Source organism: Pseudomonadota bacterium, from assembly GCA_011049115.1.
In the GTDB taxonomy this organism is placed as follows: Bacteria; Desulfobacterota; Anaeroferrophillalia; order Anaeroferrophillales; family Tharpellaceae; genus DSCM01.
In genome coordinates, this window is record DSCM01000022.1 from 13,344 (window position 1) to 34,460 (window position 21,117).

The window sequence follows — 21,117 nt, forward strand, 5'->3', positions numbered from 1 at the left end:
GCATACAGCCAAGCGATTGGAACACGCAAATCAGAATTCAGATCGCTTGGCCATCGACCCCAAAAATAAACTTGACTTTGGAAAGGTCATAAGTTAGAGTCGGGGACACTAACGGCGGCTGAAGCCGCCACCGTTTCTACTCTCCGTTTCCGGATTCGGCAACGGAGACGGATTCAGCGCTTCGCAAAGCCATCATTTTCCGCCGGTTTGACGGGCGGATGAATACAAAAAGGTCACGAAGACCGCTGCTCGCGTTGAGCGCAGGCCTTCGTGACCTTTTTTGTTGTGGCGGCCTTGACCAGACGGCGGTCATGTTCCCAAAGGCGCCAAGTTCGGCCGGAATTCGAAAATAACGCATGACAACCATACTCGACGGAGAGAAAATATGCATATCATGGAAGGTGTCATTTCGGCGCCGGTGCTCTGTACCGGCCTGATCCTGACCTCGGGCGGCACCGCACTCGGCCTGAAAAAACTCGATTACAGGCAGATGCCCCAGGTGTCGATTCTGACCTCGGCGTTTTTCATCGCTTCATTTATTCATGTTCCCATCGGTCCATCCAGCGTGCATCTCATTCTCAATGGTATCCTGGGCTTATTTCTGGGCTGGATGGCATTCCCGACGATCCTGACGGCCTTGTTTTTACAAGCCGTGCTCTTTCAGTTCGGCGGCCTGACCTCACTGGGAGTCAACACTATGAACATTGCCTTGCCGGCCGTACTTTGCGCTTTTCTGTTTCGGCCCGGAATCGGCAGCTCCAAGGCGATAGTTTCCGTGCCGGCGGCATTCCTGTGCGGTTTCAGCGCGGTGTTATTTACAGCCATCATGGTATCCCTGTCCCTGTTTCTCACCGGTGAGTCTTTCCTGGGAGTCGCCAAACTGGTAATGCTGGCACATTTGCCGGTAATGATTATCGAGGGTCTGATCACCGTGTTCTGCATAAGATTCATCAAACAGGTCCGACCGGAAATGTTGGCCGACCTGGAAGCTACCCGATGATCGAAGAACCTTTTGCTCAAGGCGACTCGCCGCTCCATCGAATCGATCCGCGTTTCCGGTTGGTCGCAGCCGTCGGTTTTTCGCTGGTGGTGGCCGTTTCCCACCATTTTTCAACCTTGGCCGGAGGCCTGGTTATCGCCGGCGCTCTGCTGTTCGCAGCCCGCCTCGACCCTTTACCGGTTCTGCGCCGCTTGTGGGTGATAACGAAACTCCTGGCTTTTTTATGGATAATCTTGCCCCTCACCGTTCCAGGGGCCGACTATTATCAACTGGGTTCGCTGGCCATCAGCCAGCCGGGAGTCACTCTCGCTTTGCAGATTTCTCTCAGGTCTCTGGCCATTCCGGCTTTTTTTATCGCCCTGGTCGCAACCATGAATTTTTCAGTTCTCGGCCATGCCCTGAAAAGTCTGCTTTTGCCGGATAAATTAGTGCATCTTTTACTGTTCACTTACCGCTATATTTTCGTTATTGAACAGGAATATCGGCGCTTGCTGCGGGCCATCCGGGTGCGGGGCTTCCAACCCCGCACCAATCTGCACACTTATCAAACCATCGCCTACCTGGTGGCCATGCTTTTCGTGCGGGCCGCGGCCCGGTCCGAACGAGTGGAACAGGCCATGCGTTGCCGTGGCTTTGCCGGGCGTTTTTATTGTCTGGTTGACTACCCAGCCCACCCGCGCCATCGGCGTTTCGCCATAACCATGAGCTTACTGATTTCAGGGTTGGCCTTGCTGGAGTGGGGAAAGATCATTCCGTTATGAATAAAAAACCGATTATCGTTTTGCGAAACCTCGGTTTCGCCTATCCTGAATCTCAACCCGTCCTGCGCGACCTGGAATTGTCCGTTTGTCAAGGTGAGCGAATCGGCCTGATTGCTCCCAACGGCGGCGGCAAAACCACCCTGTTCCACCTGATCGTCGGCCTGCTCAAAGCGCATACCGGAGAGATCGAGATCTTTGGTCGACCGGCCATCGAGGAGAAGGATTTCGTCGCCGTGCGCCGCCAGGTCGGTTTACTCTTCCAGGATGCCGACGACCAGCTTTTCAGCCCGACGGTGCTGGAGGATGTGGTTTTCGGCCCCCTAAACCTGGGTAAGAGCCGTGATGAGGCCGTGGCCATGGCCCGGCAAACCCTGGCCCGGCTCGGACTCGAAGGGTTCGAAACCCGAATCACGACCCGACTTTCCGGCGGCGAAAAACGTCTGGTGGCCCTGGCTGCGGTGCTGGCGATGGAACCCAAGGTCCTGCTGCTCGACGAACCGAGCGCCGGCCTGGATGACGCCACCAAGTGCCGCCTGGTCCGCATCCTGCGGGAGATGGAGATCAGCTATCTCGTCGTCTCGCATGAACCGGACTTTTTGGCTCAGGTGGTCGACAAGACCTACCTGCTCAAGGATAAGTGTCTGCAGGGGCCGACCACCGGATCGCTCGCCGATAACGGCGGCGCAGGCCGGTCGGTCGGCATGAAATTTCCGTTCTGATGAAAAGTACTTGACTTTTCGCGGCCCGGTGATTAAAGAGCTCCAATAATCGGCTCTATGAAGGTGCCGCGACAGGTTGTTTTTTTTACGACATAGCAGGAAGCGAGATCAGGCCACGAAGGCTTGGGGAGAATAGTCCCCGGTTTTCGTGGCTTTTTTTATGGACAATTAGAGGTGGTTGCTTGCCGGAAAAGGAGGTGTCCGATCAGTTTGAAAATGATTTAGAAAGCCAAACTATTAGAAAGCCATTTTTAAAGAAGTAAAGCAGCCGTATCCCCGCCAAGAGACAACGGCTGCTTTGTTGGAGAAGTCCCGAAAACCGGAACTTCGGTTTATATTCTTACACCGAAGCACCCTGGGTGTCAAATCAAAACACCATCCGGTTCAGGGCTTATAACGCCATTCATGAAACGAGAAAGGTGCAAGGTGTAAAGCAACATGAAAGACCAGCGCAGGCTTTACAGAAAAACAGAACTCATCATCTTGGCCATCACGGCATTTTTGACTTGGTTGCCGCCGGTTGTCAAGGCCACGGAATCACAGAAAGCCATTCCCTCGCCAACCTCGGCGACCAGCGCCCAGCATCTGCAAGACATGCTGGTTACCGCCGAGAGTCTGACGCTGGGGCTGGAGCAGAGCCCCTCCCGGACCATCATCAAGATTGAAGATTTCGATGTCGTCGGCGGCTCGAGCAATTTCGAGGATCTGCTCAAGAGTCAGGCGATTTTCGATTTCCGGGGCCAAACCGATCTGATGCCCGACAGCGATACCATGACCATGCGCGGCTTTTCCAGCGGTCGCTTCGTGGCCGCCATCGATGGCCTCACCATTCAGAAAACCGGCGGCCGCAAAGGCAAGCACATCGTCGATTACAGCCTGTTGTCGACCCTGCCCATCGATCGCATCGAGATTACCGCCGGTCCCCATTCCGCCCTTTACGACAGCAAGGCCATCGGCGGCAGCGTCAACCTTGTGACCAAGGCTCCGGCCCGGCGCGATACCTTCAAACCCGACTTCAAGCTCAGCGCCGGCTACGGCTCCTACGAGAAACAGGATTACCTCTTAAGCCTGGACGGCGCCGTCGATTTCGTCACCTACGGCATCAGCCTGCAGAAAACCTCGACCGACGGTTTTCTGCGCCACAGTGAAACCGATATCGAAACCTGCACCGGCAACCTGGGTTTCGTCCTGCCTCATGACGGCTATCTCAGCCTGTCCGCTTCCCGTTCCAATATCGACCGCGAAGTGCCGGTCAACAACTTTGTCGATGATTATGATAATGATTACCCACGGGTCGATGGTGCCGGCTTCGACCCGTGGCAGAATCCCACCTGGGACAAGGAGGCCTGGTCCTACCGGCTCAATTACTTCCAGAATCTGTCGGTCGGCCGGGTGTCGGCCGGGGTCTATCGCAGCAAGGAAGACCGCGACCGGGCCTATCTCGACTGGGTCAATGCCCAGGATCATGCCCAGGGTTTAAAGCATAGTTCGTTCTACACCGAATGGATTCAGGAAGGGGCCCGCCTTCAGGATGAATATCGCTGGAACGACCGGCATTCGACCACCGTCGGCATCGAGCTGGCCCGTCTTTACGACGGCAGCGACGGCGATGACAAGCGCGTCAACAAAAAGGGCAGCTATCTTCAGCATCAATGGCGGATCGCGGAGGCCCTCGAATTGCGGCTCGGTCTGCGGTATGAGGATATCAAAATCTGGGTCAGCAACAGCGGCATTCCGAACCGCGGTTCCTGGATTCGGCGCGAATGGAACCAGCTGGTACCCAAATCCTATCTCACCTGGAAACTCGACGGCCTGGCCCCGAGCCTGCGCGACACCTCGCTCTCGCTCGGAATCAGCAAGATCTGGCACGCCCCGATGCCCACGGCGAATACAATCCCCAGGGCAAGCCGGCCGGCGCCTGGCTGGAGCCGGAACACGGCATGGGTTACGATCTGGTGCTCAACCGACGGCTCTGGGGGGATGTCGTGCTGATGCTCGACTACTCCTTTTACAAGATCAAGGATTATATCGCCTCCAACAGCCAATACGCGAGGTATTCCGGCTCCTCCGCCGGCAACCTGCGTTACAGCGATTACAAAATCAATCTCGACGAGGTTTACCGGCAGGGGCTGGAAATCAATCTGGCCGGCCATCTGAGCAAGGATCTCTCCTTCTACCTGACCTATGCCTGGCAGGATTTCGAAAACCAGGGCCACGAGCCCGCCGGCACCACCGAACTCGACGATCGGGCCCGAAACCGGGTGACGGCGGGCCTGCGTTATCATCTTCTGACCAGGACCGCCTTGAAACTCGACTACGCCTTTCAGGACAAGAAAACCATCGAGGAATCCGAACTGATCGACGACAGCGACCCCGACAATCCGATCTACAGCTGGCGGCGGCACGATAACCCGGCCTACCACAGCTTTAATCTCGGGGTCGAGCAGACCTTGTGCAAGGCCTGGGGCCCGGTTCAGGATGCCAAGATCGAATTCTATATCAAGAACCTCTTCGACGAGGACTATTGCGATGCCCGGGGCTATCCGGCTACCGACCGGACCTTCGGCACCACCTTGAGTTTCAGAATGTGAGGCTTTCGTAGCCGCTCCACCTTCCTGGTTGCGGGGTTCCCGCAGTCTGAAGGACAGCACAAGAAAAGACTCCGCGGAGTGGCTGCCTCGAAGCGGGAGCGGTCAGCGTGCCATCAGCCTCTCAACGATTTTTATCATTGGTTACGAGTTCGTCTCGGTTGATACGACAAGGAGAAAACATGAAACGATTATTGTCTGCCATTGGCGCCCGGCGCGCCTTTTTACCGACAACCAAAAAACTGCTGATCAGCGGTCTGTTGTTACTCTGGACTATCGGCTGTACGCCGCAGCCCCAAACGACCATCGCCCCCCAGACAACCCCGGGCTCGTTTGCCGTGGTCGGTCTGGGCCCCGGAGACGCCGATCTGGTAACCACGCGGGCGCTGGAGGCGATCCGCCAGGCGGATCTGGTTTTCTGCAGCGCCAAAACCAAAGAGGAATTATCATCTTACGTCGATTTCACCGGCAAGGAGCTGCGCGACGGTTACGGGGTGCTGTTCCGGTATTACGGCAAGGTCTGTCCGGAGAACGCGGATAAACCAAGTGGTGAGTCAGGTAAACCGCGCATGAGCTGCGAGGAATATCATCGGCACCAGGCCGAATTCGCCGCCCTGGTGCGGACCGCCGTGGCCGCCGGGCGCCGCGTGGTAATCTTAAGCGGCGGCGACCCGATGATCTACGGCCCGGATATCTGGAGTCTCAAGGAACTGCATGACCTCGATCCCCAGGTAATTCCCGGACTCAGCGCCTTCAACGCCGCCAACGCCGCCCTGCAGGTACGTCTCGGCGAGGTGATTCTGACGGCTCCTTTTCAACGGGAGGGTGCCGGCGACAGTATCGAACAATTGGCCGGGCACGAGCGGGCCACCCTGGTCATCTTCATGCCCCGCGATCTGAAAAAACTTTTCGACCGCCTGGCCGCCGTCTACGCGGCCGAGACTCCGGTGGCCGTGGTCGCCGATGCCGGGGTCGTCGGTCGCGAACAGGTAACCTTAGGCAGCGTTGCGGGTTTCCAGGCCGACTCGTCGGCGATCGACAGCCGGCGTTCCCTGATCTATGTCGGTCAGGCCCTGGCTACGGCCCAATACCGCCCGGCCCCGCTCCGGACCGCCGGCCGGGGTAAATTCTATCTTGTCAGGGTTGGCCCCGGGGATGCCGATCTCGCCACCCAACGGGCCCTGCAGGTGATCGAGAAGGCCGATCTGATCTTTGCCCAGGAAAAAATTCGGGATCGATTTCAGGCCTATCTCACCGGCAAACAGGTGCTGACCGCTTATCATCGCCTGTTCCCTTTTTACGGCAAGGATTGCGCCGCGGTCAAGGCCGAGGAACAGGGCCGGGAACGACGCAGTTGCGAAGAATATCATCGGCAACAGGCAGAATTCGCCGCCCTGGTCCGGGCCGCGGTGGCTGAGGGCAAGACCGTGGCCATGCTCGACAGCGGCGATCCGATGATCTATGGCCCCGATGCCTGGGCCCTGACCGAACTTGCCGATCTCGATACCGAGGTGGTCCCCGGCCTGAGCTGCTTCAACGCCGCCAACGCCGCCCTGCGGGCCGGGGTCACCGAAGGCCGACACAGTCATTCGGTGATTTTCGCCTCCGGCTGGTCGGTCGGAGAGATGGCGGTGCACCAGAGCAGCATGGTGCTGTTTACGATGCGCACCGACTTCAAGAAATTCGTTGATACCCTGGGCCGCTCCTATGCGGCCGACACTCCGGTGGCCCTGGTCTGCAGTGCCGGTTATGCCGACCGGGAAAAGGTCATACACGGCACCCTGGGAACGATTCTCGAGCAGGTCGGCGGTGAGCGGCCGCCGTTTGAGTATCTGCTTTATATCGGGGATTTTCTGCGAGACAGCGTCGACTATCTGAATCGATGAGCCGGCGGCGGCTTTCCGACAGACACTCAAGATACCGCTGCCGGAAACGCCGAATGCTTACGGTAAAAGTTACATTAACCTTCGCATTTTGGAGATTTAAAAATGAGACGTAAACCCGTTTTTCTGCTGTGCTTAGTGATTCTGGGACTGGGATTGTTTGTCCGGCCGGTTCTGGCGCATAACCTCTGGCTCAATCCGGACAACTATTTTCCGGCGCTCGGCTCGACGGTCAGCATCGGGATCGGTTGGGGACATAAGTATCCCGCCGATCGTAACGACGAAAAACTCAAGGCAGGACGTCTCGAAGCGATTCAGGCCCTCGCCCCCGACGGGCGGGAAGTAGAACTGGAGAAGGTTTCCGAGACCGAATATCGCCTGAAAATCGACCAGGCCGGAGCTTACGTCGTCACGGCCCGGATCAAGCCCAGTTTTTTCACGATGACCCCCGAAGGACGCAAATGGGGCAACAAACAGGAAGTCGCCGATGCCGACAAATGCACCAATTTCCATCTCGAAGCCAAAACCGTGCTGCAGGCCGGCGCCGGCGCCCGTGACAGTCAACTGACCGGTCAGACCTTGGAGCTGCGGCCGCTCAGCGACCTGGCCGCTTTGAAGGCCGGGGATAAACTGGTCGTACAGCTATTCTATGCCGGCCAGCCCCTGGCCGGGGCGACCATTAACGCCACCGATGCCGGTTTTGTCGATGCGAGCGCGTCCAAGTCCGCCACCAAAGACGCTCATTCCGCCCATCATCATCCGGTGTCCGTGGTTACCGACAGCCAGGGTCGAGCCGAACTCACTCTGGCCCGCGCCGGTTACTGGCTTTTGCTGTTTTCCCACAAACCGCCTTATCAGGACACCACGATCTGCGATCAGTACCTGTATAACGTCACCTTCAGCTGCGAAGTGCGCTGATGAAAAAGGCGTTGAACGGGAAGGACCTGCGCCGCGAGATCGGCTGGTTTTCGGCGACCATTCTGGTGATCGCCAACATGATCGGCACCGGGATTTTCACGACCTCAGGCTTCATCATGGCCGAGCTTCAGGATGCCCGCGCCCTGCTCTTATGCTGGCTGGGCGGAGGTCTGTTCGCCCTCTGTGGCGCTCTCTGCTATGCCGAGCTGGGGGCCCGTTATCCCCAGGCCGGAGGTGAATATATCTTTCTGCGCGAGGCTTTCGGCAAGCTCCCGGCCTTTCTCTCCGGCTGGATTTCCCTGATTGTCGGCTTCTCGGCGCCGATCGCGGCCGCGGCCATGGCTTTGGCCGGCTATACCTTCCAGGCCGCGGCCCTGCCGACGGGTCGGGTTTTCAGTCTTCGACTGGGAGATTTTACCCTGGCAACCCTGTCCCGGCCAAATCTGCTGGCAATTGCAGCGATCTGTGTTTTCTCGCTGATCCATTACCACAGCTTGCGTCTCGGCAGTTGGGTGCAGAATTTTCTGACCCTGTTCAAGATCGTTCTGATTTTATTTTTTATCACCGCCGGTCTTTGCTCGGACCAGGGCTCCTTTCACCACTGCGAAGTTGTCGGCGGGCAGGCCTGGTCCGCCGGCAACTTCGCAGTGGCCCTGATTTTTGTCTCATTTTCCTACAGTGGCTGGAATGCCGCCGCCTATCTCGGCTCCGAGATTGTCAGACCCCAGCGCAACCTTCCCCGCGCCCTGATCGTCGGCACCCTGGTGGTGATGGTTTTTTACCTGCTGCTGAACACGGTCTATCTCTATGCCGTGCCCGCTCCGGAGATGGCCGGGGTCATGGAAATCGGGGCGCGGGCGGCGGCCAATCTCTTCGGGGTCAGCCACAGCCGCTGGTTCAGCGGGGCCGTGGCCCTGGGCATCCTTTCGGTCTTAAGCGCCATGATCATAACCGGGCCGCGGATCTACTATGCCATGGCCCGCGACGGCATCTTTTTCCCGGCATTCGGCAGTTTGAACCCCGAACACCGGACCCCGGCGGCGGCGATTTTTCTTCAGGCCGGGCTCGCCGCCCTGATGGTGCTTTCGGCCTCTTTCGAAACCCTGTTGATCTACATCGGCTTTACCTTGTCGTTGTTCGCCTCGCTGACGGTGATAGGACTCTTGCGGATTCGTCGGCGTGACGGCGTCCCGGCCGGCACCGGTTACCGCACCTGGGGCTATCCCGTTACCCCGTGGCTTTTCATCCTCGGCAACCTCTGGATTATCAGCTTTTCCGTATGTCACCGGCCGGTCGCGGCCCTGATCGGCTTTGGCACCATCGCCGCCGGCCTGATTATCTATCTCGGTTTTGCCCGGCGGCACGCATCAATTCAAATCGCCCGGGCAAAGACCTTTGCCCGAGAATAGTTGCATCGATATACATCTTCAGTTTGCCAACAACTCTACCCAGAAAAAGAGGAAACAATGAAACGAGAATACAACCCGTCAACCCGTCAACTGGCAACCGTTAATTATCAAGGAGGAGAAAACCATGTTTAAAAGTTGGATACTGCTAAATCATTGCAAATTAATGCGGGAGCGAGCCCCGCAATCCAAAGAGCCTTTACGGCCCGCAAATAAGTCCGCTTATCAGAACATTTTCCGGTTGTTGCTGTTGAAAAAAATGTTGAAAAAAAACAAAAACATGACCTGTAAGGTACTGATCGTCTGCGCGGCGCTGCTCCTGCCGCTCACCGCCGCCGGGCCGGGGGTCGCCGGGGAAGCTGCCGCCGGCGGCGAACCACCCGTTACCCTGGAGACGATGACCGTCAGGGATGTGTTGGCGGCCCCGACCCGGCAGGAGGGTGACCTGCTCTACACCGGTACCGAGGTCACCGCCGCCGGCATCGAGCTGGCCGGCAGCAAGGCCGCTTCCAGCGCTTTCGCCACCCTCGACATCCTGCCGGGCATCAACGTGGAGCTGAAAGATCCCTTCGGCATCAGCGGCGCGAATGTCCGCATCCGCGGGATTTCAAGCGCGAAAGTCGGAATGTCGGTCGAAGGCCTGCCGAACTACGGCATCATGGGCATCGGCCCGCGGGACTATCTCTACGACATGGAAAACATGGAGTCCATCGGTCTCTACAAGGGCGCCGCGCCGCCGGGGCTCGGCACTGGTGACGGCAACACCGGCGGCACCGTCGGTCTCAACTGGCGCCGGCCGACCGACGAGTTCGGCGCCATTCTGAGTCAGCAGATCGGTAACTACGATGCCCGGCGCAGTTTCCTGCGGCTCGATTCCGGTCAACTGCCCACCGGCACCGCCGGTTTTCTTTCTTATTCCTACAGCGAAGTCGACAAGTGGAAGGGCGCTGGCGATCTCGGGCCCCGGAATCACGTCACCGCCGGCCTCACCCAGACGCTGGGTGAGCGTTTCAAAATCGAGATATTCTACAATTACAACAACATAGAATCCCATGACTTCGATTCCCTGAGCTATGCCGAAACCAAAGCCCTCAAGCACACCTATCGCCGCGACTACAACCAACACCGCACCGGCAACCCGGTCCTCGACGCCGACTACTATGACTATCACCGGGGCGACTACGAAAACACCGAGTTCATGACCATCGCCAGCTTCACCGCCGCGCCGGGGCACGTCTTCAGCCTCAAACCTTACTATGCGCAAGAGGATAAATCGAATCTCGACGGCGCGGCCGACAAAGTAACCGACCTGGAACGCCTGGGCGCCGTCGGCGAGTACCGCGGTGAGATTGCCGGCTGCAGCATTTCCGCCGGCTACTGGTATGAGTCCCACGACCTACAGAAATACGTCCGGGCCAACCAGATCACCGCCACCGGCCGCGTCTACAAGGGCTGGAAATACCTGACCGAAAATGACGGCCACGGTGATATTCACAGCCCCTGGCTGCAGCTCAGCCGCCGCTTCGGCAACTTCAGCCTCCAGGCGGGAATCAAATACTTCTCCTATACCGAACCGGGCAGCACCGCTTACAAAGGCAGCGCCGCCGGCGGCACCCCGTCATCCTACCATGCCGCTCTGAACCACAACCAGGGTGAGGACTCCGACCTGAGCCTCAAGGAAATGACCTTTGACGAATGGCTGCCGAACCTGGCCCTGGGCTATCGGCTGACCCCCAAGCTGGAACTGTACGCCAACTATGGCCGCACCTACATGCGTCCCTACGCCTATGTGCCCCTGGCGACCACCTATGCCGGCAACCGGGCCGCCTTCAAAGCCGCCGGCATAACCCTGCAGAATATCTTCGATGAGTGGAAGATGGAAACCTCCGATAATTTCGATATCGGCTGCCGCTGGCGCGGCGAAAGGTTCGACTTCACCCCGTCCATTTTCTACGCCAAGCACCATGACCTGCTGGTCAACGCCTTCGACCCCCGGGTCGGGGTCAACTATGACCAGAACCTCGGCGACGCCACCGCCTGGGGCGCCGAGCTGGAATTCAACCTCTACCCCATCGACAACCTCGTTTTCTTTTTCAACCCGAGCTATACGAGACTCGAGTTCGACGACGACTTCGTACGCGGAACCACAGTGATCCAGGTCAAGGGCAATCAGTACCCCGACACCCCGAAAATGCTGGTCAAGGCGGGATTCCTCTGGACTATCGGCAGTCTGAAGGTGGCGCCGACGGTAAAATACGTCGGTCGGCGCTACAGTACCGCGCAACATACCGACCCGATTTCAGCCTACACCACCGCCGACCTGGCCCTGAGTTATACCCTGCCACGGTTTGCCTGGTGTAAAGAGCTGGCCGTCGGACTGGATATCAACAACCTGTTCGATAAAAAATACATCGGCGCCATCAGCGCTTCCGACGACGGCGACGGGGCCACCTATAATCCCGGCACGCCGTTTTCCGCCATCGCCTCGTTGAGCGCGAAGTTCTGAGACGTATAGGTTACGCCCTGAAGGGAAGTTAATTTGTGCTTCCGGAAGGCGTAACGCCCCAAAATCTGGCTCGTCCCGAAGTCGACCCGATTCTCGCATTGAATGTCTTATAACGTCTTCTAAGGAAAGGATCTGAAGCATGAGGTGGTGGTTACTGTATCTGTTACTTTGTCTGTCGATCCTGACCCATGCGCCCGCCGTCTGCTGGGCGCATGGGGTTGAGGGCTATCTGGAGAAGATTGAGGGAGTTTGCGCCTGGGCCAATTATGACGACGGCGAACCGATGGCCTACGCCGCCGTCGAGGTCAGGCTGGAGGGGGCCAAGTTAGCCTTTCAGACCGGGCGCACCGATCGCAACGGTTGTTTCCTTTTCCGTCCCGACGGCCCCGGTCGCTGGCAGGTAGTCGTCAACGACGGCATGGGTCACCGTCTGGCCCTCGCCTACGAAATGGCGCTGGATCCGACCGCCGTCCCGGCGGAGCCGCCAGCCCGCACCCATGACGGCTGTCTGACCCGAAGCCTCAAGATTATCACGGGGCCGGCCGTCATCTTCGGCCTCTGCGGTTTTTTCTACGGCTGGCGGGCCCGGCGCCACAACCTGCCCCAAAGAGAACGACAGCCGGAATCATAGCCCTCCGGCCGAGAAAAAACCGGTTTAAAGCACCGCCAGAACCCTTTGCGCCATATCAGGCAGTGAAACGATATAATCCACGCCCCCCAGACGCACGGCTTCCTTGGGCATGCCGTAAACCACGCTTGAGGCCTCGTCCTGGGCAAAGGTCACGGCGCCGGCCTGCTTCATCTCCAGCATGCCCTTTGCCCCATCGGAACCCATGCCGGTCAGAATCACCCCGATCGCGTTGGGCCCGACATAGCGGGCAACCGAACGAAATAAAGGATCGACCGCCGGGCGCTGATAGTGAATCATGGGCCCGGTCTTGACATTGACCAGATAACTGGCCCCGCTGCGGCGCATCAGCATATGCATGTTACCCGGAGCCAGCAAGGCCCGGCCGGGACGCACCACATCACCATCCTCGGCCTCCTTGACTTCTATCTGGCAGAGTTCGTTGAGCCGCTCGGCAAGAGCCCGGGTAAAATTGGCCGGCATATGCTGAACCATGACGATCCCCGGAGCGTTAGCCGGCAAACGCGTGAGAAAAGCCTTCAGCGCTTCCGTGCCTCCGGTCGAGGAACCGATCGCGATTACCTTGTTGGTCGTCTCGCTCAAGGCGGCCAGACATGTTCCTGTAAACCGACTCTGATCCACCTTGCGAGCCCGTTCCTTGACATCAATCAGGGCCGCCGCCCGGATTTTTTCGGCCAATTGCTGTCCCATCTCGCCGACGCTGTAGGCCTCACCGGGTTTCGCCAAAACCTCGACCGCCCCCGATTCGATGGCCTCGAGAGCAATCTTGCTGCCTTTACGGGTCAGGGAACTGACGATTATAACCGGCAAGGGGAAATGCTTCATCAACTTTCTCAAGAAAGTCAACCCGTCCATCCGCGGCATTTCAATGTCAAGCGTGATCACGTCAGGATGCAGGGCCAGAATCCTGTCCCGGGCGACATAGGGATCGGGAGCGGTCCCGACCACTTCGATATCGCTCTCCCGGGCCAGCTCGCGCGAGAAAACCTGGCGCACCATCGCCGAATCATCGACAATCAAAACCTTAATCATCGGAACGCGCCGGCTTTCCCGGGAATGACCCTGACCCCGACCAGCAGGACACCGTCTTCATCCCCGTAAGCAAATGTATCGACACAATCTTCAATTTCCGCCGTCGTCAAAGCCGTCCCGGTCAACATCGGAATCCCCAAATCAAAATCCGCATGCGGATCACAGTGATTAACCAGGTTACCGGCCACCATATTGGTAATCTCCTTGAGCACGTCCAGACGCTGCTCAAGACTCGGAGAACCTTCCTCAAGTCCGAGAAAATCACCGGCGACCTTGGTCAGAAGGCTTTCCTGGGCCAGCATTTCAAGTTCAAAACCAGATTCCGGCCCCCTGACCACGACTTTAGAGCCGACATAGCCTCCCCTTTGGGGCAGCGTTTCCACGGGAAGCTGCTCCAGAAAGACAAAAAACATAGTTTCCAGAACCTCAGAAATCACCTTCGTCAGGTTCAGACGAATCGTCTTGAGCACTTTCTCCCCCTAAAATACCAGTTAACAGCGCCTTAATATCTTCCGGGCGAAACGGTTTCTTTATGTATCCCGCCGCCCCCATGGCCAGTGCATCGGAAACAATCTCGTCTCGTGACTCAGTGGTAATCATAATCACCGGCAAAGAGGCGGTCATGGGATCCTCCTTGAGTTTACGAAGCAATTGCACGCCATCCATTCCCGGCATGTGAATATCGGTCAGCACCACATCCGTTCAGAAATCCTGAAGCAAGGCCAGAGCTTCAGCCCCGTTGCCGGCTTCCGCTATCTCACCGACATCAAAACCGGACATGGCTATCACCTTCTTGATAATTGCCCGCATTGACATTGAATCATCCACCACCAACACATTAAACGACATATTCGAACACTCCTAAATTACGACTGCCGAAAAACCAGACTCAGGCCCATCAGACACTGCCGACGCCAGCGATATCACAAGTTTTTTCCATCTCCATCTGAAAAAGCAAAACAAATTTTTCAAGATCCTTTTCGTCGAGCTTAAACCTTTGCAACAACAGGCCATGTCCACGACAGGCCAGGCCGTCAACCCCGGTACCATAACCGACCATCACCGTCAGGTTGTTGGCCAGAGCGACAATTTCCACCAGCAAACGAAATTCCAGGGGGGCGCGCTCAGGTTCATGATGAAAGGCAATCGCCGCGACAATCGCCTCCGGAAAGTCCCATTTTTCCGCAATCCGACCCCCGATCTCGGCATGATCGAAACCAAGAACCATCTTTTCCGCCTCCTGAAAAGAGCAGTTCCGGTTTTCCACGAGTTTCTCAATCGCACGATATTTTTCAATCACAAAGGAACTCAACACTACCTTGCCGACATCATGTAAAAGGGCGGCGGTAAAAAGCATGTTCTCATCGATTTTTATCCGCAGATGCTCGCGCAGGACCTTAGCCATGACCGCGGTGGCCAGAGCATGACGCCAGAGCTCATCGGCAAAAACCGTATAGCCTTCACTGGGGCGATCGAAAATCTTGCTGGCGGCTCCGGAAAGCAGTACTTGGCGCAACTGGTCGGCGCCAAGATAGACCACCGCTTCCTTCAGGGAAGAAACCTTGCGCGGCAGGCCGAAATAGGCTGAATTGCAAAGTTTCAGGACATTAACGGTCACCGCCTGATCCACCTTGAGAATATCAACCAGATTGGCGATCTCGTAATCGGGATCGGCCAGAGCGGCCAAGGCTTTCCGTACGACCTGGGGAAAAGGAGGCATTTCTTCGACCGCGGCAATGATCCGTTCCATCATAGTCATAACTCAACCATCCCTTTCTTGGAAATCTTCAGGTTGATGCGACCATCGGCGATCTGGAAATACATCGTCCGATTGCAGGCGCCGCCGACGTCTTCAGCCTCGATCATAACGTTATTCTTCCAGAAAATTTTACGTAAAATGGCATAATTGCGCTTGCCGATATTAAAAGTGCCACTGTCATCCATGATCTGGCTGCCGCCGGCGACCTTGACGATCATCCGCTTCTTGTCAGCGCCCAGGCCGTAGCATTGTTTGAAAAGCAGAGGAATCCCCTTATTGGCGAACATGGCCGGGTTCTTGATCGCTTTTTCTTCGTTGATGGATGAATCCGGCAGCATATAATGCAGCAGACCACCAACCCTGGCGACCGGATCGTAGACCGCAAGACCGATACATGAACCCAGTGAATAAGTAACCAGGGTATCTTCGAGATTGTTGCTGACCTTCAGGTCGGCAATTCCGACAGTCACCAGAGACATCAGCTCTTTTTCCTGTAGAGAGAGGGTTGAATGTACAGAAGGTCGTGTTTGATATTGGTCAGGCTTTCCGAATGACCGATCATCAGACAACCACCGGGTTTCAAAAAAAAGCTGAACTTACGAACCAGATCGGCCTGCGTCGAACGATCAAAATAGATCATGACATTACGACAAAAGATACAGTCAAAGCGCCCTTTAAACGGAAAATCCAGCATTAGATTCAGACGCGTGAATTTGATCAGGGCGGTAAGTTTTGCATCGACCCGATAACGACGGCCATCCCGGCCGGCGGTAAAATATTTCTTCAAAAGGGAGGCGGAAACGTTGCGCATGCGCTCGCGGTCATACACCCCATTGCGAGCATGCTCCAAAACGTTGGTGGAAAGATCGGTCGCCAGAATGCGGAAATCCCATTGTTCAATCGGCATATTCTCGGCAAAGGTGATCGCCAGGCTATAGGGTTCCTCACCGCTTGAGCATCCGGCCGACCAGATCCTGATCTTCTTTCCCAGAACCTGAGGTTCGGCAACCAAGGCCGGAATAACCTTTTGGGCAAGAAAATTAAAATGCTTATCCTCACGAAAAAAATAGGTTACATTGGTGGAAATGGCGTCAAGCAGATTAACGATTTCCTGTTCATTACCCCGACCGGCGTAGAGCAGTTCAAAGTAATCACCATAGTTTTCCAAGCCGAGGGAGCGTAAACGCTTGGCCAGTCGCGAGTGGACCAGGTCCCGCTTATTATCATTCAAGGTTATGCCGCAGCGACTGTAGACAAAATCACAAAACCGGGCAAAATCACTATCGCTTATTCTATCGGATCCAATCACCTTAAAGCCGCCCCTAAATCATCAAGCCTGTTTTCCACCCTTGAACCTGCTGCTCGACCCAAACAGGTTCATGATTCCTGACCATCCTCGAACACAGTTTCAAGAGAACAAACCAGATCAATATCCAGCAGAATAATCACTTTATTCTCAACCTTGCCAAGTCCCTGAATGCAGTCCCGGCTTATTCGGGCCGAAAAAACCGGAGCCTTTTCAATCTGCTCCTCTTTCAGATTGAGCACCGAATCAACCGCGTCCACCACCAGTCCCACGGCTACCGGACTAGCCTCGCCCGCAATTTCAACCACAACGATACAGGTGCGACCATCATGTTCCCGCGCCGGAAATTGAAAACGCAGCCGCAAATCAGCTACCGGAATAACCTTGCCCCGCAGATTGATAACTCCGAGGATATAATATTCCGCTCCGGGCAGGGCACCTTGGTGACTTCCTGCATACCGATAATTTCTCTGACCTTGAGAATATCAAGCCCATAGAGCTCATCGCCAAGAAAAAAAGTAAAAAATTTATGTTCCCTGGCGGAAAGGACATTACCCTGGCCAAACTCAGGTTGATCCGTCATAACTCAGACCCCTTAAATAAAAAACGTAACGGCAACGATACGCTGTGTTTTGCAGAAAAGCAGGCGGCCGTAAATCACCTGACCAGACCGGCCACATCAATAATCAGACCAACCCGGCCGTCCCCCATAATCGCCCCACCGGCAATCCCGGGCAGATTTTTCAAACGCTCGCCCAGGCTTTTAATAACTATTTCCTGTTTACCGACCAGCTCATCGACCTGCAGACAAAACTGAATATTTTCATGCTCGACCACCACCACCAGGGCCTCCCAGGGTTTGACGGAGCCGGGCTCGACGGCGAACACCTGATGCAGCCGCACCAAAGGCAACAGCTTATTCCGCACTCGGATCAACTCTCCCTGTCCCTACACCGTATGGTACTGCTCCGGCAGCGGCCGCAGGGACTCGACCACGTTCAAAGTGGGAATGATATAGCGTTCGTGACCCACCACCGCCACCATGCCGTCAATGATCGCCAGGGTTAACGGCACCTTGAGACTGACCACCGACCCCTGCCCCGCAATCGAATCAATTTTTACAATCCCGCGTAATTTCTCGATGGCTTTCTTGACCACATCCATTTTGACCCCACGACCGGAGACCTCGGGAACCTTGTCGGCGGTCGAAAACCCGGGGGCCATGATAAAACTGAAAAGTTCCTTGTCTGAAGGACGGTCATGCTCCTGCAACAGACCTTTTTCAAGCGCTTTACGCCTGATTTTTTCAGCATTCAGACCCCGACCGTCATCGACGATTTCAATAATGACGTTACCTCCGCCATGATAGGCCTTCAGCGTAACCGTTCCGGTCTCCGGTTTACCTGCGGCGCGGCGTTCCTCGGGCGTTTCGATCCCATGATCCGCTGAATTTCTGATCATATGAACCATGGGATCGTAGATCAGATCAACCATGTTTTTATCAATTTCAGTATCTTCACCAAACATCACCAAGTCAATCTCTTTTCCGGTTTTCTTTGCCAGATCACGAACCAACCGCACCATTTTACCGAAGGTCTGCTTGATCGGCACCATGCGCAGGGACATCGCCACTTTCTGCAACGATGAGGTAATGCGGGCCAGCTGAGCCATGTTCTGGGTTACCTGACGGATACCCAGAGCCGAAATATCGGGATCCTGGCGAATCATCGCCTGAACAATAACCAGCTCGCCGACCATGTCGACCAGATTATCAAGTTTTTCCGTGTCGACCTTGATCGCGGCTCCCCCCAGGAAAGATCCTGATGCGGCGCGGACGCCGGCAGCTGCGGTGGTGCTTCATGCAGCCGCTGCTGTTGACGAATTGCCCGGGCCACGGTCTTGATATCGGTGTTCTTTCTTTCCAGCAGAATCCTGCCGATCTTTTTCTTGACCTCGCCTTCCTCTCTTCCGCTTTCGGAAGCCTGTTCCCCCAAAGCCGCGTCAAGCTCATCCTGATTGATAACCCCTTCAGCAAGCAAAATCTCACCCTGTTTCGGACCTTCGCGCAAGGATGGGGCCGGCGGGGCCGGCTCGCGGGCTTCCTCGTCTCCGAGAAGTTCCCGGTGCAGGGTGTCGATTCATTCGAGAAAGGCCTGCACCGGCATGGTTTCCAGGGGGTTGCCGAGCAAGGCGAGATTGAGCTGAGCCAGCATTTTCTTAAGAAAGTCAACGCCATCAAGAATCAGATCAGTCGCCTCGCCGTCAAGAGAAAACTTGTGGTTGCGAGCATCATCGAGAAGATTCTCAAGATGATGGGCAATCAGGTTCATCTGTCTGAGATTCATGAAACCGGAGACCCCTTTGATGGTATGAAAGGGGTGGAAAATCGAGTTTAAGATTTCCGGATCACCGGGGTGCTGTTCAAGATTAAGAATATTTTCTTCAATCGTGTCAAGGTGTTCATTCGACTCGACGATGAACCCCTGATAAAGATCACGATCCTGACTGAAATCAACCCCGCCGAACAATTCCTCGGCCACGGCCGGCATGTCGTTCTTGATGTCCGGTTCCGTCGCTTCAGACTTCAAGGCGGCCCGTTCCTCGACAATGGTCACGGCCTCGACCTCATCCGCCGCGGCGGACGCCTGCGGCCCGGCGGCTGCCCTCACACTTCCTGCACTGAGCGCCACCTGGGCCGCTTCGGCACCACGGCCGTCGCCGCCACTCCGCAAAGCCTGCTGCATTTTCGAGATCGCCAAGGAAAGCGTTTCCAGAGATTTCTCGGAATCCTTGAAATCATCATAGATAATGAAAATAATGATATTTTTAAACGCGGAAACCTGAGGCAGAATGAATTCAGCCCCGGCGCCGACGCCGGGTTTCTCGAGTTCTTCGGCGGCATTGAGCATTTGTCCCAAACCGGAAAGATCGCCGGGCTCAAGCATGACCAGATCGGTGGCGATATCATTCAAGATCTGAATAACCTTTTCCTGCGACATAGATTGCACCTCGACAATGGAATTCAGCCTGGATAATATTACCTATTATTAATATCAGGAATAACACGTCAGGGTGAATTTGTCCAGCGAATGAAACTTTAAATTCGCCGCCGCTTCCCCACTTCGCGACCCTCTTTTTTTTTGAAAAAAACTCCCCGTGCCGTCCTGCCGGAATCGTCAATTTAGAGGTTGACAGGCTTTGTAACGATTGATTATAGTCTTACGCTGTTTTGGAAAGTAAAAGCCTGCGCGTTTGCGACAGTTTACGTTAACCATATCGGGGTTACCCAGTTTTTTTATCCTATGAGCATCCTTACGATCGACACCTATCCGGCCCCGGTCCTGAAAAAAAAAGCCGAAAAAATCACCCGCATTGATGAGCTGATCAGAAAACTGGCCGAAGATATGTTGGAAACCATGTACCACGCTCCGGGAGTCGGGCTGGCCGCGCCTCAGATCGGCAGCTCGCTCAGCCTGGTGGTGGCGGATGCGGGCGCCGGAGAAGACCGCAGTCCAAAACCCTGGATCCTGGTCAACCCGGAAATCATTGCCCGCGAAGGAAAAGCCGGAATCGTCGAAGGCTGCCTCAGCGTTCCCGGTTATACGGCCGAGGTTCCCCGCTATGAGAAAATCCTCGTCCGGGCCTATTCACTCGACGAAAAGGAACTGGAGCTGAACCTGGAAGGCTTTCCCGCGATCGTCCTCCAACACGAGCTCGACCATCTGCAGGGAATTCTTTTCATTGACCGGATCAGCCGGCTCAAACGCAGCATCTATGAACGCAAGCTTCGCAAAGGAAATCTTGAAACATCATGAAAATCCTGCTTCTCGCCTCCGGCGAGTTCGCCCTCCCCACCCTGGAGCTGCTGGCCGGTAAAAGACCGGAGCTTGAGCTGCTCCTGTTCTCCCAACCCGACCAGAAAAAAGGCCGGGGCTGTCGGGTCGCTCCGACTCCGGCCCGTGACAAGGCTATCCAGCTCGGACTGAAGAGTTTCACGCCGGCCATCAATACACTGGAAACCCAGGAACAGATCAAGAACTTCGCGCCCGACTACCTGGTCGTCATTGATTACGGCGTCAGGCTGAGTCCCCGGACGATCGCCCTGGCGCGCGGAGCCGCCATCAATCTCCATCCATCTCTGCTGCCGGCCTACCGGGGTCCGGCCCCTATGCCATGGGCCCTGATCAACGGCGAGCCCATCACCGGAGTCACGACCCAGCTGGTCGGCGAAAGGATTGATTGCGGCGACATTCTCCTGCAGGAACCGACCTTTATTCTTGACCACGAAACCATGCCCGAACTTTCACGGCGTCTCAGCCTCATGGGCGCCACGCTGGTCTGGCGCACCCTTGTCGGCTGGAGCAAAGGCGAGCTGAGCCCCAGCCCCCAAAACGAGCGTCTCGCATCCCCAGCCCCCAAACTGAAAAAAGAGGACGGTTTGATTGACTGGCGGGCATCGGCGACCACCATCTTCAATCGGATTCGCGGTCTCAACCCCTGGCCCGGAACCTATACCTTCCACCGTGGCGGCCGGGTCAAGATTCTGGCCGCCACGGTGGAAGGTATAGGTTCCGGGCCAGGGGTTGAGAC

At 56.2% G+C, this 21,117-nt stretch carries 23 protein-coding genes and 1 pseudogene; 12 read left to right on the forward strand and 12 right to left on the reverse strand.

Translation table 11 applies throughout. The features are described 5' to 3' along the window. Nucleotides 1–385 precede the first annotated feature (385 nt). The 10 genes from cbiM (at nucleotide 386) to ENN66_01865 (ending at nucleotide 12,412) form a co-directional block, all read left to right on the forward strand. On the forward strand, nucleotides 386–1,000 hold the full coding sequence (gene cbiM / locus ENN66_01820; GenBank protein ID HDS15357.1) for a cobalt transporter CbiM: 615 nt from the start codon (nucleotides 386–388) through the stop codon (nucleotides 998–1,000). Continuing rightward, nucleotides 997–1,761 carry a cobalt ECF transporter T component CbiQ gene (gene cbiQ, locus ENN66_01825; GenBank protein ID HDS15358.1) on the forward strand — a complete coding sequence of 255 codons (765 nt, stop codon included), beginning with the start codon at nucleotides 997–999 and terminating at the stop codon, nucleotides 1,759–1,761. The genes cbiM and cbiQ overlap by 4 nt, the downstream gene beginning before the upstream one ends. Next, a complete protein-coding gene (locus ENN66_01830) occupies nucleotides 1,758–2,480 on the forward strand; it encodes an ABC transporter ATP-binding protein (protein HDS15359.1) in 723 nt (240 codons plus the stop codon). The genes cbiQ and ENN66_01830 overlap by 4 nt, the downstream gene beginning before the upstream one ends. A gap of 438 nt (nucleotides 2,481–2,918) precedes the next feature. After that, on the forward strand, nucleotides 2,919–4,472 hold the full coding sequence (locus ENN66_01835) for a hypothetical protein (GenBank protein HDS15360.1): 1,554 nt from the start codon (nucleotides 2,919–2,921) through the stop codon (nucleotides 4,470–4,472). Beyond that, the gene (locus tag ENN66_01840) at nucleotides 4,244–5,071 is read left to right on the forward strand and encodes a TonB-dependent receptor (GenBank protein HDS15361.1); all 828 of its coding nucleotides are present in this window, start codon (nucleotides 4,244–4,246) and stop codon (nucleotides 5,069–5,071) included. The genes ENN66_01835 and ENN66_01840 overlap by 229 nt, the downstream gene beginning before the upstream one ends. 179 nt (nucleotides 5,072–5,250) lie before the next feature. Further along, nucleotides 5,251–6,954 carry a tetrapyrrole methylase gene (locus ENN66_01845; GenBank protein ID HDS15362.1) on the forward strand — a complete coding sequence of 568 codons (1,704 nt, stop codon included), beginning with the start codon at nucleotides 5,251–5,253 and terminating at the stop codon, nucleotides 6,952–6,954. A 102-nt stretch (nucleotides 6,955–7,056) separates the two neighbouring features. Next, nucleotides 7,057–7,869 (forward strand): DUF4198 domain-containing protein, encoded by an 813-nt coding sequence (locus tag ENN66_01850; protein ID HDS15363.1) that lies wholly within the window; start codon nucleotides 7,057–7,059, stop codon nucleotides 7,867–7,869. Further along, nucleotides 7,869–9,278: an amino acid permease gene (locus tag ENN66_01855; protein HDS15364.1), complete on the forward strand. Its 1,410-nt coding sequence runs from the start codon at nucleotides 7,869–7,871 to the stop codon at nucleotides 9,276–9,278. Before ENN66_01850 ends, ENN66_01855 begins: the two co-directional genes overlap by 1 nt. A 124-nt stretch (nucleotides 9,279–9,402) precedes the next feature. Beyond that, nucleotides 9,403–11,781, forward strand: a complete 2,379-nt coding sequence (locus ENN66_01860) for a TonB-dependent receptor (protein HDS15365.1) — start codon at nucleotides 9,403–9,405, stop codon at nucleotides 11,779–11,781. A 139-nt stretch (nucleotides 11,782–11,920) separates the two neighbouring features. Continuing rightward, nucleotides 11,921–12,412 (forward strand): hypothetical protein, encoded by a 492-nt coding sequence (locus ENN66_01865; GenBank protein HDS15366.1) that lies wholly within the window; start codon nucleotides 11,921–11,923, stop codon nucleotides 12,410–12,412. Nucleotides 12,413–12,436: 24 nt separating this feature from the next. Here the strand turns inward: ENN66_01865 and ENN66_01870 are convergent, their stop codons facing one another. From ENN66_01870 to ENN66_01925, 12 genes and pseudogenes are all read right to left on the reverse strand, one after another. After that, entirely contained in the window at nucleotides 12,437–13,462 is a 1,026-nt protein-coding gene (locus tag ENN66_01870; GenBank protein ID HDS15367.1) for a chemotaxis response regulator protein-glutamate methylesterase, read from the reverse strand. Further along, the gene (locus ENN66_01875) at nucleotides 13,459–13,932 is read right to left on the reverse strand and encodes a hypothetical protein (protein HDS15368.1); all 474 of its coding nucleotides are present in this window, start codon (nucleotides 13,930–13,932) and stop codon (nucleotides 13,459–13,461) included. Before ENN66_01875 ends, ENN66_01870 begins: the two co-directional genes overlap by 4 nt. Then, complete coding sequence (locus ENN66_01880; GenBank protein HDS15369.1) at nucleotides 13,889–14,158, reverse strand: response regulator; 270 nt, start codon at nucleotides 14,156–14,158, stop codon at nucleotides 13,889–13,891. Before ENN66_01880 ends, ENN66_01875 begins: the two co-directional genes overlap by 44 nt. Before the next feature lie 6 nt (nucleotides 14,159–14,164). Then, nucleotides 14,165–14,311 (reverse strand): response regulator, encoded by a 147-nt coding sequence (locus ENN66_01885; GenBank protein ID HDS15370.1) that lies wholly within the window; start codon nucleotides 14,309–14,311, stop codon nucleotides 14,165–14,167. A 49-nt stretch (nucleotides 14,312–14,360) separates the two neighbouring features. Then, nucleotides 14,361–15,221, reverse strand: coding sequence for an HDOD domain-containing protein (locus ENN66_01890; GenBank protein HDS15371.1), 861 nt, complete (start codon nucleotides 15,219–15,221; stop codon nucleotides 14,361–14,363). After that, the gene (locus tag ENN66_01895; protein HDS15372.1) at nucleotides 15,218–15,700 is read right to left on the reverse strand and encodes a chemotaxis protein CheD; all 483 of its coding nucleotides are present in this window, start codon (nucleotides 15,698–15,700) and stop codon (nucleotides 15,218–15,220) included. The genes ENN66_01890 and ENN66_01895 overlap by 4 nt, the downstream gene beginning before the upstream one ends. After that, entirely contained in the window at nucleotides 15,700–16,530 is an 831-nt protein-coding gene (locus tag ENN66_01900; GenBank protein HDS15373.1) for a chemotaxis protein CheR, read from the reverse strand. Before ENN66_01900 ends, ENN66_01895 begins: the two co-directional genes overlap by 1 nt. 68 nt (nucleotides 16,531–16,598) lie before the next feature. Beyond that, a pseudogene (locus ENN66_01905) lies at nucleotides 16,599–17,110 on the reverse strand (purine-binding chemotaxis protein CheW). A 74-nt stretch (nucleotides 17,111–17,184) separates the two neighbouring features. After that, the gene (locus ENN66_01910) at nucleotides 17,185–17,463 is read right to left on the reverse strand and encodes a hypothetical protein (protein ID HDS15374.1); all 279 of its coding nucleotides are present in this window, start codon (nucleotides 17,461–17,463) and stop codon (nucleotides 17,185–17,187) included. A gap of 12 nt (nucleotides 17,464–17,475) precedes the next feature. Next, complete coding sequence (locus tag ENN66_01915; GenBank protein HDS15375.1) at nucleotides 17,476–18,285, reverse strand: hypothetical protein; 810 nt, start codon at nucleotides 18,283–18,285, stop codon at nucleotides 17,476–17,478. Further along, nucleotides 18,252–18,566 carry a hypothetical protein gene (locus ENN66_01920; protein HDS15376.1) on the reverse strand — a complete coding sequence of 105 codons (315 nt, stop codon included), beginning with the start codon at nucleotides 18,564–18,566 and terminating at the stop codon, nucleotides 18,252–18,254. The genes ENN66_01915 and ENN66_01920 overlap by 34 nt, the downstream gene beginning before the upstream one ends. 99 nt (nucleotides 18,567–18,665) lie before the next feature. Beyond that, nucleotides 18,666–19,526: a hypothetical protein gene (locus ENN66_01925; GenBank protein ID HDS15377.1), complete on the reverse strand. Its 861-nt coding sequence runs from the start codon at nucleotides 19,524–19,526 to the stop codon at nucleotides 18,666–18,668. A gap of 303 nt (nucleotides 19,527–19,829) precedes the next feature. Between ENN66_01925 and def the strand changes: the two genes are divergently transcribed. Together def and ENN66_01935 are read left to right on the forward strand one after the other, a co-directional pair. Continuing rightward, nucleotides 19,830–20,342 (forward strand): peptide deformylase, encoded by a 513-nt coding sequence (def, locus tag ENN66_01930; GenBank protein ID HDS15378.1) that lies wholly within the window; start codon nucleotides 19,830–19,832, stop codon nucleotides 20,340–20,342. Beyond that, a partial coding sequence (locus tag ENN66_01935; protein HDS15379.1) for a methionyl-tRNA formyltransferase occupies nucleotides 20,339–21,117 on the forward strand: 779 nt, incomplete at its 3' end. The genes def and ENN66_01935, both read left to right, overlap by 4 nt.

Bases quoted from the DNA above. Each gene is read 5' to 3' on its own strand.
- cbiM (HDS15357.1), top strand. From the start codon at position 386: ATGCATATCATGGAAGGTGTCATTTCGGCGCCGGTGCTCTGTACCGGC.
- cbiQ (HDS15358.1), top strand. From the start codon at position 997: ATGATCGAAGAACCTTTTGCTCAAGGCGACTCGCCGCTCCATCGAATC.
- ENN66_01830 (HDS15359.1), top strand. From the start codon at position 1,758: ATGAATAAAAAACCGATTATCGTTTTGCGAAACCTCGGTTTCGCCTAT.
- ENN66_01835 (HDS15360.1), top strand. From the start codon at position 2,919: ATGAAAGACCAGCGCAGGCTTTACAGAAAAACAGAACTCATCATCTTG.
- ENN66_01840 (HDS15361.1), top strand. From the start codon at position 4,244: ATGGAACCAGCTGGTACCCAAATCCTATCTCACCTGGAAACTCGACGG.
- ENN66_01845 (HDS15362.1), top strand. From the start codon at position 5,251: ATGAAACGATTATTGTCTGCCATTGGCGCCCGGCGCGCCTTTTTACCG.
- ENN66_01850 (HDS15363.1), top strand. From the start codon at position 7,057: ATGAGACGTAAACCCGTTTTTCTGCTGTGCTTAGTGATTCTGGGACTG.
- ENN66_01855 (HDS15364.1), top strand. From the start codon at position 7,869: ATGAAAAAGGCGTTGAACGGGAAGGACCTGCGCCGCGAGATCGGCTGG.
- ENN66_01860 (HDS15365.1), top strand. From the start codon at position 9,403: ATGTTTAAAAGTTGGATACTGCTAAATCATTGCAAATTAATGCGGGAG.
- ENN66_01865 (HDS15366.1), top strand. From the start codon at position 11,921: ATGAGGTGGTGGTTACTGTATCTGTTACTTTGTCTGTCGATCCTGACC.
- ENN66_01870 (HDS15367.1), bottom strand. From the start codon at position 13,462: ATGATTAAGGTTTTGATTGTCGATGATTCGGCGATGGTGCGCCAGGTT.
- ENN66_01885 (HDS15370.1), bottom strand. From the start codon at position 14,311: ATGTCGTTTAATGTGTTGGTGGTGGATGATTCAATGTCAATGCGGGCA.
- ENN66_01890 (HDS15371.1), bottom strand. From the start codon at position 15,221: ATGACTATGATGGAACGGATCATTGCCGCGGTCGAAGAAATGCCTCCT.
- ENN66_01895 (HDS15372.1), bottom strand. From the start codon at position 15,700: ATGTCTCTGGTGACTGTCGGAATTGCCGACCTGAAGGTCAGCAACAAT.
- ENN66_01915 (HDS15375.1), bottom strand. From the start codon at position 18,285: ATGGTCGGCGAGCTGGTTATTGTTCAGGCGATGATTCGCCAGGATCCC.
- ENN66_01925 (HDS15377.1), bottom strand. From the start codon at position 19,526: ATGTCGCAGGAAAAGGTTATTCAGATCTTGAATGATATCGCCACCGAT.
- def (HDS15378.1), top strand. From the start codon at position 19,830: ATGAGCATCCTTACGATCGACACCTATCCGGCCCCGGTCCTGAAAAAA.